Consider the following 12,401-nt stretch of genomic DNA (forward strand, 5'->3'; position numbering starts at 1 on the left):
GGCCGGCCGGGCAGAGCCCGGCGCTACGGGGATTTCCCGTCGGCGGTTGGGTAGCCACGCAGGGCGTGGCTCTACCTGGTTGGGATTTCGCAGCCACGCATGGCGTGGCTCTACCGGGTGGGGATTGCGCCGCCGCGCAGGTCCTGCGCGCCGCGCCCGTTTTTAGTGGCGGTGGCGGCGCCAGGCGTTCCAGATGTGGGTGCTGGCCAGCATCAGGCTGCCCGCTACGGTCATCGGGGTTTCTGCTTCGTGGTTGGGCCAGCCTGCGGCGCCGGCGAGGAGCAACAGCAGGCCGGTAGCCGCACTGGCCATCGCCAGCGCGGGCAGCGGGTGCTGGCGGTGCGCCCGCCACAGCGCGAAGCCGGTGGTGGGCGCGGCGATGGCGACGAACACCACGTGGACCCACTCGGCCTGCGCCCATACGCCCATCAGCGGCAACGCCGCCGCGAGCAGTGGCAGGGCCAGGCAGTGCAGCAGGCACAGGCTGGAAAGGGCGATGGCACCGGCGTCGAGGAGGGCGGAGGTTGGCTTCATGGCGGAATGGTTCTGCGACATCGAGTGTTACGTAGTAACATTTGATGGGCGCCGAACCTATCGCGCTCCTGACTGGACGCGCATCTGTGTCGTCAGCTGCAGGGCGGACGCTTCCTGTAGGGGCCAAGCGCTTCCTGCACTTCGCGCGGCGAGACCCCGTTCCCCTGCGGGGTCGGGCGCGCGCTGCTGGGTTCTATGGCGCGATCACAGGCGGTGCAACTGCCAGCCCCCCTCGCCCGCATCGAGCAGATGGGTCAACTGCACGGCGTCCAGCAACGCCTGGTCGTGGGAGACGATCACCACGCTGCCACGGTACTGGTTGAGCATCTGCTCCAGTGCGGTAAGCGAAGCCAGGTCCAGGTGGTTGCCGGGCTCGTCGAGCAACAGCAGCTGCGGTGGGGTCTGCGCATACAGCACGGCGCCCAGTGCGGCCTTGACCCGCTCGCCACCGCTGAGGGTGGCCAGCGGCCGCAGGCTGCGTTCGGCGTCCAGCCCCAGCAGGGCCAGTTGGGTGCGCAGCGTGGCGTCGTCCGCCTGCGGGTTCGCGCGCTGCAACAGCTGCAGTGCGGAGTCCTGTGCGGGCAGCGATGACAAGGTCTGGTCGAGCAGGGCGGTGGTCGCTGCGCGCTTCACCTCACCGGCCAACGGTGCACGTTCGCCGGCCAGCACGCGCAGCAGGGTGGACTTGCCACTGCCGTTGCTGCCGCGCACGCCAATGCGGTCGCCACGCTGGATGTGGAGATCGACATCCCGCCACGGCGGGCTCACCCACGGCAATTGCACGCCGATCAACGCCGCTACCTGCTGTGGGCCCGGCGTAGCCAGGCGTGGGCCGAGCATGGCGATCTGCGTGACCTCGTCGATGCCGGCAGCGGCATCGCGTACGCGGCTGTCTGCAGCGGCACGCCGCTCGGCCTGTTGCGCCTGCAAGCGTCCGGCGCTGTGTTCGGCGCGGTTCTTCATGCCGCCGAGCAGGATCGGCGCCTGGTTGGCGGTACGTGCGTCGCGTTGCGCACGGGACTGGCGGTGCTCCTGTCGCTCGCGTTGTTCGCGCAACGCCGTCTGTTCCTGGCGCCGCTCGCGTTTGCGCAGGGCCAGCTGGGCTTCGGCCGCGGCCTGTTCGGCCTGCTTCTGCTCGGCATACCGGTCGTAGTTGCCGCCGTAGCTGCGCAACCCTGACGGGGTGAGCTCGACGATGCGCTGCATGCCGCGCAGCAACGCACGGTCATGGCTGATGACGATCAGGCCGCCGCGCCACTGCGCCAAGGCGTCGATCAGGCGCTGCCGGTGGGCGCTGTCGAGGTGGTTGCTGGGCTCGTCCAGCACCAGGGCATCGGCGTTGGACAGCAGGGCGCCGGCCAGCGCCACCTGCATGGCCTGGCCGCCGCTGAGGCGGGCCGCCGGCTGGGCCGGGTCCAGCGCGGGAAGGCCGAGCCGTTGCCACTGCGCCTGCAGCTGCTCGCGCAGGGTCCAGCGATCGCCGACGAGGGTGAAGTCGTTCGGGTCCAGGCTGCCGGCTTCAATCCGGGCCAGTGCATCCAGCTGCGGGGCTACGCCGGCCAGGTCGGCAATGCGGCCGGGAATGACGCCGATGTGCTGGGCCAGCAGGTGCACGTGGCCGTGCCGTTGCAGCTGGCCGGCGGTAGGCGCGAGCTGCCCGGCAAGCAGGCGGGCGAGCATGCTCTTGCCCACGCCGTTGCGGCCGACCAGGCCGGTGGGGGTGGTGTCGAATGCGGCGGAAAGATCGGAGAACAACACCCGGCCGTCGGGCAGGGTGAACGTCACGCGGTCGAGCGTGAGGGAAAATGCGGTCATGCGACCTCCAGGGATGCCAAGGACTCCCCCTGCGGACAGGGCGGGAAGGAGACTGGCCGTCAGACGACGGCGGCATCAATGGCGCATGTAGGCATACCTCATTACGGGGGCGGCTGGGTGCCGCGCGCAGAGTATAGGGCGGAGAGCCACCCCATGGGTGGCTGTGCCGATGGCCGGTGTGCGATGTCTGACAGTGAGCAGACACCCATGGGGTGGCTCTACTCTTCTATGCTGTTGGGGTTGCGCATGTCTTCCGGGGCCTTGCCGTATTGGCGGCGGCGCTGCTCGTGGTAGGCGATGAACTCCGGCGCCGGCAGTGGGCGGGAGAACAGCCAGCCCTGGCCGAATTCGACCTGACGCGACTGCAGGTACGCCAGCTGGGCGGAGGTCTCGATGCCCTCGGCGACGGTGAACAGCCCGAGGGTCTTGGCCATGTCGATGATGTGCGAGGTGACCGGGCTGGTGGCGCTGTGGGTGCCGATGGAATCGATGAAGGACTTGTCGATCTTCAACGCATCCAGCGGCAGCTGCTGCAGGTACTGCAGGCTGGAGTAGCCCACACCGAAATCGTCGATGGCCACGCAGTGCCCTGCACGGCGTGCGGCGGCGAGCGAGGTACGCGCGCCCTGGATGTCCAGGAAGCCGCGCTCGGTGGCTTCCAGCCAGATCTGCTGCGGATGGATGCCGGTGCCGATCAGCTTGCCGGACAGGACCTTGAGTGCCCGCCCGCTGCTGACATCCCCCGCCGAGAGGTTGATGGCGATGTGCGCGCTGCGGTCGTGGATGAGCAGCTCGCGCATGTCGTTGAGCACCAGATCCATCACGTGGTCGGTCAGGGCCTCGATCAGGCCGGTTTCCTCCGCCACGGGAATGAAGAGGTCCGGGCGGACCTGGGTGCCGTCGGCCCGTGACCAGCGCACCAGGGCCTCGGCACCCACGCAGATGCCGGTGTCCAGTTCGATGATGGGCTGGTAATCCATGCGGAACTCGCGGCGGCGCACCGCGCTGGCCAGTTCGTTGCGCAGCGTCAGCCGCCGGCGCGACAGCCAGATGGCCGCCGCGATGGCCAGCACCGCGCCCACCACGCCCAGCGGCAGCAGCCGCAGCGCGTTCTGGCGGAAGCTGGTCAGCAGGCCGGTACGCGGCGCGACCGCGATGGCCAGCCACTCCTGGTCCTGCGCGGTGGCATAAAGCGTGCGCGCGGTACTGCCGTCGTGCGGCTCGCGCAGCAGGTGGTGCAGGAGGTCCTGGTCGGGCAGCGCCTGCTGCGCGATGAGCCGCCCGTCGGGGGTGGCCACCGCCAGACGCACGTTGGGGTCGGTGATGACGTCGACGAAGCGGTTGGGGTCCATCAGGATGTCGTGGCGGCCGAGCTGCAGCGCCAGCAGGGTCGCGTTGTCGCCGGCCACCGGGCGGACGCCCAGGGTGAGGGTGGCGCCGTCGGCGGTCACGTGGTCCGGAGTGGGCTCGGGGATGACGTCCTCGGTCATGCCCCAGGAGGTGCAGCGCAGCCGGCCGTCCTCGAAGTAGCCGACCTGTTCGGCCGAATGGGTGGTCAGGGCCAGGCCGCGCATGAGCCGAAGGTGCTCCGGCGAACAGCCCGACACGGGGGCCTGGTTGAGCTTGCGCAGCGCCAGCAGGCCCGCCTCGTAGGCGCGGTTGGCGCGCTGCAGGGTGCGTTCGGCGGTCTGGTGCAGGCGCTGCTGGTCGGCGTCCTGGCTGCGGCTCCAGGTGAAATAGACCACCACGAGGATGGGCAGGGCGGCCCCCAGCAGGGCGGCAAGCGCGATGGCAGCGATGGTGCGGGCGCGCTTCAAGCTGACCTCGATTCCCGTGGGGTGAGCGCTATATCACCATCTGGACCGGCCAATGGGAACAGGAGTTCACGTAGATTCCTGTCGGGTTTTCCCCAGTGTCGGCATCAGGTCGCATTGGCAAGGTGAAGCCGACGCGGACGGGGTCCATTCGAACCTGCCTATCGGGTGTAGTCAAACACCCTCGCGTCTTCTATGGTCACGGTCTTTCGTCCCTGCCGGCCCCGCCCATGTCCGAATCCTCCGCCCAACCGGAACACCTCCGGCGCAGCCTGTCCAACCGCCACCTGCAGCTGATCGCCATCGGCGGTGCCATCGGTACCGGCCTGTTCATGGGTTCGGGCAAGACCATCAGCTTGGCCGGTCCGTCGATCGTGCTGGTGTACTTGATCATCGGCGCGATGCTGTTCTTCGTGATGCGCGCGATGGGCGAGCTGCTGCTGTCCAACCTGGAGTACAAGTCCTTCATCGACTTCTCCACCGACCTGCTCGGTCCCTGGGCCGGCTTCTTCTGCGGATGGACGTACTGGTTCTGCTGGATCATCACAGCCATCGCCGATGTGATCGCGATTGCCGCCTACGCGCAGTTCTGGTTCCCCGAACTGGCACCGTGGATACCGGCAGTGATGTGCGTGGTGCTGCTGCTCAGCCTGAACCTGGTGACGGTGAAGCTGTTCGGCGAGATGGAATTCTGGTTCGCGCTGATCAAGATCATCGCGATCTGCGCGCTGATCATCACCGGCCTGGGCCTGGTGGCGTGGGGCTTCAAGGCGCCGTCGGGGCACGTGGCGTCGCTGGCGAATCTGTGGAACGACGGCGGCGTGTTCCCGATGGGGCTGGCCGGGTTCTTCGCCGGCTTCCAGATCGCGGTGTTCGCCTTCGTCGGCATCGAACTGGTCGGCACCACCGCGGCGGAGACCGCCGATCCCGAGCGCAATCTGCCCAAGGCGATCAATTCCATTCCGGTGCGCATCATCATCTTCTACGTGCTGGCGCTGATCGCGATCATGGCCGTTACGCCGTGGCGCGAAGTGGTGCCGGGCAAGAGCCCGTTCGTGGAACTGTTCGTGCTGGCCGGTATTCCGGCGGCGGCGAGCCTGATCAACTTCGTGGTGCTCACCTCGGCCACGTCGTCGGCCAACAGCGGCATCTTCTCCACCAGCCGCATGGTCTACGGCTTGGCGGAGGAGGGACACGCGCCGGGGTTCTTCAGGCGCCTGTCGCGCGCGGCGGTACCGGCACGCGGGTTGCTGTTCTCGTGCATCTGCCTGCTGCTGGGCGCGATGCTGATTTATCTGATCCCCAACCTGGTCACCGCCTTCACCCTGGTCACCACGCTGGCGGCGGTGTTGTTCATGTTCGTGTGGTCGCTGATCCTGTGCTCGTACATCGTGTATCGGCGCAAACGCCCGCAGCTGCACGCCGCGTCGAAGTTCAAGATGCCCGGCGGCATCGCCATGTGCCTGGTCTGCCTGCTGTTCTTCGCCTTCGTGCTGGTGCTGCTGACGCTGCAGCCGGATACGCTGCAGGCACTGCTGATCAGCCCGGTGTGGTTCCTGCTGCTGGGCGCGGGCTACGCGGTGCGCAAGGCAACCGCACCCCGCGCCTGATCCACCCCGGTGGCGGCCCACCCGGCCGCCACCGCCCGGCCCCCGCGGGATTCACCTGCGGTTCGCGCCCCGCGCCGGATGATCGCGCCACCCCACGATCTGGCCGCGCCCTGCGGCCCCGGAGCCATGAAGCCCTTCCTGCCTGCGCTGCTGGCCCTGTTGCCGTTGCTGTTGCCCGGCACGGCGGCGGCGCGCACGGTGTACCGCTGCGTGCAGGGCAATACGGTCAGCCTGGCCACGGCGCCGGAGCCGGGCTCGAAGTGCACGCCGCAGCAGGTGGACGACAACGCGGTGCAGGCGCCGAACCTGTGGGGCAACATGGGCGTGTTCAGCGGCACGCTGTACGAGCGCGAGCAGGACGGAACGCTGGTGTATTCCACCCGCAACCTGCCGGGCTCGCGGGTGTTCCTGAAATTCACCGTGTCCACGCCGCCCGGTGAGCCGGCGCATGAGGGGCTGGGCAAGATCGGCGCGCCGCAGCTCAACCGCCACGCGAAACAGTTCAAGGCCGCCGCGCGTGCGACCGGGGTGGACGATGCCTGGCTGCGCGCGATCGCCCATGCCGAGAGCGGCTTCAACGCGGGCGCGGTATCGCCCAAGGGCGCGCAGGGCGTGATGCAGCTGATGCCCGATACGGCCACCGAACTGGGCGTGTCCGACCCGTTGTCGGCCGAACAGTCGATCAACGGCGGCGCACGCTACCTGCAGGCCTTGCTGAAGCGCTACAAGGGCGACCGCACGCTGGCCACGGCCGCCTACAACGCCGGCATCGGGGCGGTGACGCGCTACAAGGGCGTGCCGCCGTATGCCGAAACGCTGGCCTACGTGGAGAAGGTGAGCGTGCTGTACACGCGCTACCGCGAGGCGATGGGATTCAAGGTGGAGACGCCGGCGCGCTGACCGGCGCTCAGTAGGAGAACAATGGATAGGATTCGATGCGACCAACGCGGCGCACCGCCGCCTGCACGTCGGGGCGCTGCTTGAGCTGCTTCCAGCGCGCCGTCAGCAGGACTTCCTCCGGCAGTGGTGGCGCTTCGCGCGTGTCCTGCAGCTCGAGCAGGGCGAAACTGCGCTCCATCGGGTCGGCCAGCTGCGCGATCAGGCCGGCGGCGGCGTCGTCCATCCGGTTCTCCAGCAGCAGCCCGTCGCGGTAGTGGCCGGGCGTGTCGACGCGGCTGGCGAACAGCTGCTCGCGTGCGCGCGTTGCCGCAGCCGCATCGTTGAGCTGAAGGGCGATCTGAAGTTCGATCAGGGCGCGGCCGCTCTTCCCATACGCGCTCAGGTCACCCAGGCCCTTCATCGCCCCGCGCGCCATCAACGGGCGGTGCAGGGCCGCGTACAGGCCGGCCAGATTGAGACGATGGCTGACCGTGTCGCCCTCCGGGTCGGTCATGCGGACGGCGAGCAGCTGCGCGTCCACGGCCTCGTCGGTCTTGCCCAGGCGGCGGAACGCGCGGCTGCGGGTGTCCAGCATCCAGCCGATAGGGCGCGAAAGCTCCGGCGGTGGCGAGGTCGCTTCCCTGGACGCGTCGGCAAGCCGTGCGGTCATGCCCACCACTTCCTCCAGGTCGCCCGCCACCATCAGCGCCGCGCTCAGTTCAACGGCGGTTTCATTCAAGCCGGGCGACAGCATGGCATCCACCCGAAGCCGGTCGATATGGCGGCGTGAAGCGGCAACCGGGTCGTAGCGAGGATCGTCGCGGCGCAGATAACGGTCGAAACGCTTGTCGGCGCGCAGGCGCATCAACGGAGCCGGCGCGTCGATGCGCTCCAGCGTGGCGGCCACCTTGTCGCGCTGGCCCGCTTCCACCTGGAGGATGGCGAACTCGGTCCAGACTTCCACGGGCTCGACGCCGTCGATCTTCCAGTGGTGATCGAACAACCCCTGCAACACGGCCAGCCGCTTCGCCGGCTGGTCCTTCAACAACAGGTCGAGGTGCCCGACCATCTCGACGGACATGGCCGGTTCGCCGTCACTGTCGGCCAGGGCGAGAATGACGTTGTCGGCGGCGGCATCGGGCTGTTCGTCGACCATCTGGGTCCAGGCCAGCCGCAGCCGCGCGTTGGCGTTGTGCGGATTGATCGCAACTGCCTGCTGCAGGCGCTGGAGCGCGAGGTCGTCCTGCTTCTGCGCACCGGCCACCATGGCCGCCGAGGTCAGGACATCACTGCGCTCGGCTGCATCCAGTTTCGCCATGCGTGGATCGGCCAGCAGGCGATCCAGCACGATGGCCGCACCGAGGCTGTCTCCACCGTCGGCCTGCTGCAGGGCGGCGCCGACCTCGGCCAGGAACGCGTCGTTGGCTGTCGGCGCCGCGTCGGTGGCATCCACGCTGGCACCACTGACGGCGGCGGTGGCGCCGGCAACCGGCGCCGCACACAACGAGAGCAACAGGACGAGGGTGGTGCCGGTACGGCAGGTCATGCGGTGCTTCCTTCCTTGGCGTCAGCCCCGATTGAAACCGGAACGCGGCATCCACACAAGTCGGCCGGCTACAAGCGGGGTTTGCACGCGCGCGGCAAGCGGCTAAGGTCGTCACCCGAACAGGAACCGGCAAGGACAGCGATGACGCGCGGACGATGGGCAATGGCGGTGCTGGTCGCCGTACTGATGGCGGCAGCATTGGCCTGGACCTTCCTGCGTGCCCCGGCCGCGCCAGAACCGCCGCCAGGCCCGGCAGCCACCGCACTGGGCTGGACCCCGGATATCACCCTGCTGGCCGGCGATGGCGTGGGCGGGCTGCGCGATGGCGCCGGCACGCAGGCACGCTTCGCCGACCCGTATGGGCTGGCAGTGGACGCGCACGGCGTGCTGTACGTGGCCGACGCCGGGGACAACAACCGCATTCGCCGCGTGTATCCGGACGGACGCGTGGACACGCTGGCCGGGCAGGGTGAGGGCTGGCGCGACGGCCCGGCGCTGCAGGCGCAGTTCAACACGCCCTCGGCGATCACCATCGACGCGGCCGGCAATGTGTTCGTGGCCGACACCGGCAATCATGTGATCCGCCGGATTGGCGCCGACGGCAACGTCAGCACCATCGCCGGCGATGGCACGGCCGGTTACGTGGACGGCCCGGCCGCGCAGGCGCGCTTCAATGGACCCATGGGCGTGGCCGTGGACGCCGGCGGCCGCGTGTTCGTGGCCGATACCTGGAACGATCGCATCCGCGTGATCGAGCCCGATGGGCAGGTACGCACGCTGGCCGGCGGTGATGCACCGGGCAACGTGGACGGCGCGGGCGTAGGTGCACGGTTCGACACGCCGGTGGCGCTGGTGCTGGATGCGCATGGCAACCTGCTGATTGCCGATCTGTTCAACAGTGCGGTACGTCGCCTGGCGCCGAACGGCACGGTGGACACGCTGCTGGGCAACGGCAGCCTACTCAACGGGCCGCTGGCGCTGGCGGTGACCCACGACGATGTGATCTACGTAAGCGACTTCGAAGGCAAGGTGGTGCAGCTGTCCGCGCAGGGGCATGTGTTGGATCTCACCGGCGTGGCAGGGCAACCGCGCTTCTCGCGGCCGAGCGGATTGGCGCTGGATGCCGACGGCGGTCTGTTCCTGTCCGATGCGGCGTCCTACCGCGTGCACCGCCTGCGCGCGCTGGCCGCCGGTGCCACGCCGGCGCCGGCACTGGTTGGCCCAGCCGCAGACGCTCCCCTGCCTGACACCGGCGGGCGCTGGCCGTTGGCGCCACAGCTGGGCTGGCACGAGGTGGTGGGCACGCTGGGCGAGGTGCGCGGCAACTTCAGTGGCGAGAGCCGCCACCACCTGCACGATGGCTTCGATATCCGCGGCGACGTCGGCCAGACGGTGCTGGCGATTGCCGATGGAAAGATCAGCAGCCCGTTGCCGAGCTGGTCGCTGGGCGGGCAGGCCGAAGGCCTGTCGCTGGACCGGCTGCGCTACATCCACATGAAGGTGGGCCGCGATGCGCGCGACCAGCCGTTCGACGCGCGCTGGCCGCAGTTGCGCGACCTGGATGGCAAGCTGGAACGCGTGCGGGTGCGGCGCGGTACGCGCTTCAAGGCGGGCGAACCGCTGGGCAGCATCAATCGCATGGCACACGTGCACCTCAGCGTGGGTGCCAGCGGCTTCCAGCGCAATGCGGTGGCGCTGGGGTTTGTCGGGTACGCCGACCGCTTCGCGCCGCGCATCACCGAGGTGGCATTGCTGGATGACGGGGACCAGCCGATCAAGGCCGCGGCGAATGGGCGCGTACCGGTGCCGCGACAGGGGCCCGGCGTGCAGATCGTGGTGGAAGCGTGGGACCAGGTGGACAACAACCTGCCGCGCCGCCGTCTCGGTGCCTACCAGGTGGGCTACCAGGTACTGGATGCGGGCGGTACGCCGTTGCCGGGCTATGAGCAGCCGCGCTTCAACATCGTGTTCAACCGCATGCCGCGCGAGAACAGCGCCACGGTGGTGGCGTATGCGCCGGACAGTGGCATCACGGTGCATGGCAGTGCGGTGACGCGGTTCCGCTACCTGGTGACCAACACCGTGCGCGATGGCTTGGTGGAAACCGGGCGCTGGCAGCCGGACGCGTTGCCGGCCGGCGATTACATCCTTCGCGCCAGTGCCCGCGATTACAGCGGGAATGAGGCGGTGGGGCCGCGCGAGTTGAAGTTTACGTTGTTGCCGTAACAGCCAACCCTACACGCTGGCGCTCTGCGTCCATGTTGGCCAGCGGGCGGACTTCGATGCTGCCGTAACGCGACCACGGGAAGCCCTGGGCGATGCGCATCGCTTCGTCGTGGTCGGCGGCGTTGATGAGATTGAAGCCGGCGAGCAGTTCGCGGGTTTCGGCGAACGGGCCGTCGGTGATGCGCGCCTGCGCCTGGCGCGTGCGCAAGGTGCGCGCCTGGCTCACCGGTTCCAGCTGCTGGGCGAGCACGAGGGTGCCCTGCGCCTGCAGTTCGTCGGCGTGCCGCAGGCAGCCGCGCATGAGGGTGTCGTATTCGTCGGCGGGCAGGGCCTGGAGCAGGCCTTCATCGATATAGATCAGGAGCAGGAATTGCATGGCCGATCCAGCGCGGGGCGGGGGGAACATGATGCCCCAGCGGGCGCTACCGGGCTGTTGCAGTGCAGCGCCGTCCGCCCGTTCAGGCCGGGATCGTCACCGGGTGGCGGGAGGGGAATTATTTTTGGCAGTCGTGTCGATTTCGGTTCCACTGGGGCGTCGTAACCAGTGAAGGGCCCGCCAACCGGGCCGACAACGAGGACAGACCGATGAAAGTCATGGTGATCGTGAAGGCGACCGAGGCCACCGAGGCCGGGCAGCTGCCCACCGTCGCGGAGATCCAGGCGATGGGCGCCTTCAACGAGGAGTTGGTCAAGGCCGGCATCATGCTGGCCGGCGATGGCCTGCGGCCCACCCGGCATGCCCGGCGGGTGGCGTACACCGGCGCGGCGCCGCAGGTGATCGACGGGCCGTTCGCCGAAACCCGCGAGCTGGTGGCCGGGTTCTGGCTGTGGCAGGTGCGCTCGGTGGACGAAGCCACCGAATGGCTCACGCGCGCGCCCTTCAAGCCCGGCGACGTGGTGGAGATCCGCCCGTTCATGACCGAGGACGATTTCGGCGCGGCCTTCACCCAGGAATTACGTGCGCAGGAACAGCGTCTGCGCGAGCAGATCGGCCAGGCCGATTGACCCACCCACCCGTGCCTTTGGAGATTCCCATGAAACTGATTCCCTTCCTTGGCTTCAGTGGCCAGACCCACGAAGCGATGGCGTTCTACGCGCAGGTCCTTGGCGGCAAGGTGACCTCGGAAATGAAGTACAGCGACATGCCGGCCAGCGACAACATGGACGGCTGCGGCGACAACCCCGGCCCGGCGGATCCGAACCTGATCGCGCACAGCCAGCTGGAAGTAGGCAGCGCGATCCTGATGGCGGCCGACGGCCCGCCTTCGTCGGGCGCGGGCACCACCACGATCAACATCGACGTGGAGACCGAGGAGGAAGCCGAGCGTGTGTTCAAGGCGTTGTCCGAAGGCGGAAAGGTGACGTTCCCGATCGGCGAAACGTTCTGGGCCAAGCGCTGGGGCATGCTCGAAGACCGCTACGGCAAGCCGTGGATGGTCAACTGCATGAAGCCATATTGAGCGTTCCCACCACACCCTCCGGTAGCGCCGGCCGTTGGCCGGCATGACGCCAACCGTTCCGAAGGACCTTTCCATGACCGACACACCCCAGATGATCTTCGTGAACCTGCCCGTCCGTGACCTGGACAGGAGCAAGGCGTTCTTCACCGCGTTCGGCTTCACGCCCAACCTGACCTACACCGACGACAAGGCGGCGTCCTTCAACATCAGCGAGACCATCATGCTGATGCTGCTGCTGGAGCCGTTCTTCGCCACCTTCATCGACCGGCCCATCGGCGATGCGCGCACGCAGGCGCAGGTGATTCTCGCGTTGTCCTCGCCCAGCCGCGCGGCCGTGGATGAGACGCTGGACAAGGTGCTGGCCGCGGGCGGCCGCGAGCCGACCCCGGCGCGCGACTACGGCTTCATGTACCAGCGCAGCTTCGAGGATCCTGACGGCCATCTGTGGGAAGTGGCGCATATGGATGGCGAGCCCGGCTGAGGCCAACCGCCGCGCCGCACCTTGTGCGGCGCGGAG

At 68.5% G+C, this 12,401-nt stretch carries 11 protein-coding genes; 6 read left to right on the top strand and 5 right to left on the bottom strand.

Annotated elements, in window-relative coordinates; all coding sequences use genetic code 11:
• Positions 1 to 162: 162 nt before the first annotated feature.
• The 3 genes from ACREPD_RS10045 to ACREPD_RS10055 all read right to left on the bottom strand — a co-directional run bounded on the left by ACREPD_RS10045 (position 163) and on the right by ACREPD_RS10055 (position 4,166).
• The gene (locus tag ACREPD_RS10045; protein WP_431599200.1) at positions 163 to 534 is read right to left on the bottom strand and encodes a MerC domain-containing protein; all 372 of its coding nucleotides are present in this window, start codon (positions 532 to 534) and stop codon (positions 163 to 165) included.
• 204 nt (positions 535 to 738) lie between these two features.
• Positions 739 to 2,349 (bottom strand): ABC-F family ATP-binding cassette domain-containing protein, encoded by a 1,611-nt coding sequence (locus ACREPD_RS10050; protein ID WP_431599201.1) that lies wholly within the window; start codon positions 2,347 to 2,349, stop codon positions 739 to 741.
• Positions 2,350 to 2,567: 218 nt separating this feature from the next.
• Positions 2,568 to 4,166 (bottom strand): EAL domain-containing protein, encoded by a 1,599-nt coding sequence (locus ACREPD_RS10055; RefSeq protein WP_431599202.1) that lies wholly within the window; start codon positions 4,164 to 4,166, stop codon positions 2,568 to 2,570.
• Positions 4,167 to 4,393: 227 nt separating this feature from the next.
• Here ACREPD_RS10055 and cycA point away from each other — a divergent pair, with 227 nt between their 5' ends.
• Together cycA and ACREPD_RS10065 are read left to right on the top strand one after the other, a co-directional pair.
• Positions 4,394 to 5,773, top strand: a complete 1,380-nt coding sequence (cycA, locus tag ACREPD_RS10060; RefSeq protein ID WP_431599203.1) for a D-serine/D-alanine/glycine transporter — start codon at positions 4,394 to 4,396, stop codon at positions 5,771 to 5,773.
• A gap of 126 nt (positions 5,774 to 5,899) precedes the next feature.
• Positions 5,900 to 6,673 (top strand): lytic transglycosylase domain-containing protein, encoded by a 774-nt coding sequence (locus tag ACREPD_RS10065; protein WP_431599204.1) that lies wholly within the window; start codon positions 5,900 to 5,902, stop codon positions 6,671 to 6,673.
• 7 nt (positions 6,674 to 6,680) lie between these two features.
• Here ACREPD_RS10065 and ACREPD_RS10070 read toward each other — a convergent pair whose 3' ends face one another.
• The gene (locus ACREPD_RS10070) at positions 6,681 to 8,198 is read right to left on the bottom strand and encodes a hypothetical protein (RefSeq protein ID WP_431599205.1); all 1,518 of its coding nucleotides are present in this window, start codon (positions 8,196 to 8,198) and stop codon (positions 6,681 to 6,683) included.
• 141 nt (positions 8,199 to 8,339) lie between these two features.
• Here ACREPD_RS10070 and ACREPD_RS10075 point away from each other — a divergent pair, with 141 nt between their 5' ends.
• Positions 8,340 to 10,424, top strand: coding sequence for a gluconolaconase (locus ACREPD_RS10075; protein WP_431599206.1), 2,085 nt, complete (start codon positions 8,340 to 8,342; stop codon positions 10,422 to 10,424).
• On the opposite strand, the gene ACREPD_RS10080 is transcribed toward ACREPD_RS10075, so the two are convergent.
• Positions 10,408 to 10,800: a YciI family protein gene (locus ACREPD_RS10080; RefSeq protein ID WP_431599207.1), complete on the bottom strand. Its 393-nt coding sequence runs from the start codon at positions 10,798 to 10,800 to the stop codon at positions 10,408 to 10,410. The two genes, ACREPD_RS10075 and ACREPD_RS10080, sit on opposite strands and share 17 nt — an antisense overlap.
• 209 nt (positions 10,801 to 11,009) lie before the next feature.
• Here ACREPD_RS10080 and ACREPD_RS10085 point away from each other — a divergent pair, with 209 nt between their 5' ends.
• The 3 genes from ACREPD_RS10085 to ACREPD_RS10095 all read left to right on the top strand — a co-directional run bounded on the left by ACREPD_RS10085 (position 11,010) and on the right by ACREPD_RS10095 (position 12,365).
• Positions 11,010 to 11,429, top strand: a complete 420-nt coding sequence (locus ACREPD_RS10085; protein WP_431599208.1) for a YciI family protein — start codon at positions 11,010 to 11,012, stop codon at positions 11,427 to 11,429.
• A gap of 29 nt (positions 11,430 to 11,458) precedes the next feature.
• On the top strand, positions 11,459 to 11,884 hold the full coding sequence (locus ACREPD_RS10090) for a VOC family protein (RefSeq protein WP_431599209.1): 426 nt from the start codon (positions 11,459 to 11,461) through the stop codon (positions 11,882 to 11,884).
• A 73-nt stretch (positions 11,885 to 11,957) separates the two neighbouring features.
• A complete protein-coding gene (locus ACREPD_RS10095; protein ID WP_431599210.1) occupies positions 11,958 to 12,365 on the top strand; it encodes a VOC family protein in 408 nt (135 codons plus the stop codon).
• Positions 12,366 to 12,401: the final 36 nt, after the last annotated feature.

The organism is Stenotrophomonas sp., assembly GCF_050737075.1.
Taxonomy (GTDB): domain Bacteria; phylum Pseudomonadota; class Gammaproteobacteria; order Xanthomonadales; family Xanthomonadaceae; genus Stenotrophomonas.

Coding starts and splice junctions, on each gene's coding strand:
- ACREPD_RS10085 (WP_431599208.1), top strand. CDS start 11,010: ATGAAAGTCATGGTGATCGTGAAGGCGACCGAGGCCACCGAGGCCGGG.
- cycA (WP_431599203.1), top strand. CDS start 4,394: ATGTCCGAATCCTCCGCCCAACCGGAACACCTCCGGCGCAGCCTGTCC.
- ACREPD_RS10065 (WP_431599204.1), top strand. CDS start 5,900: ATGAAGCCCTTCCTGCCTGCGCTGCTGGCCCTGTTGCCGTTGCTGTTG.
- ACREPD_RS10095 (WP_431599210.1), top strand. CDS start 11,958: ATGACCGACACACCCCAGATGATCTTCGTGAACCTGCCCGTCCGTGAC.
- ACREPD_RS10045 (WP_431599200.1), bottom strand. CDS start 534: ATGAAGCCAACCTCCGCCCTCCTCGACGCCGGTGCCATCGCCCTTTCC.
- ACREPD_RS10090 (WP_431599209.1), top strand. CDS start 11,459: ATGAAACTGATTCCCTTCCTTGGCTTCAGTGGCCAGACCCACGAAGCG.
- ACREPD_RS10075 (WP_431599206.1), top strand. CDS start 8,340: ATGACGCGCGGACGATGGGCAATGGCGGTGCTGGTCGCCGTACTGATG.
- ACREPD_RS10070 (WP_431599205.1), bottom strand. CDS start 8,198: ATGACCTGCCGTACCGGCACCACCCTCGTCCTGTTGCTCTCGTTGTGT.
- ACREPD_RS10080 (WP_431599207.1), bottom strand. CDS start 10,800: ATGCAATTCCTGCTCCTGATCTATATCGATGAAGGCCTGCTCCAGGCC.
- ACREPD_RS10050 (WP_431599201.1), bottom strand. CDS start 2,349: ATGACCGCATTTTCCCTCACGCTCGACCGCGTGACGTTCACCCTGCCC.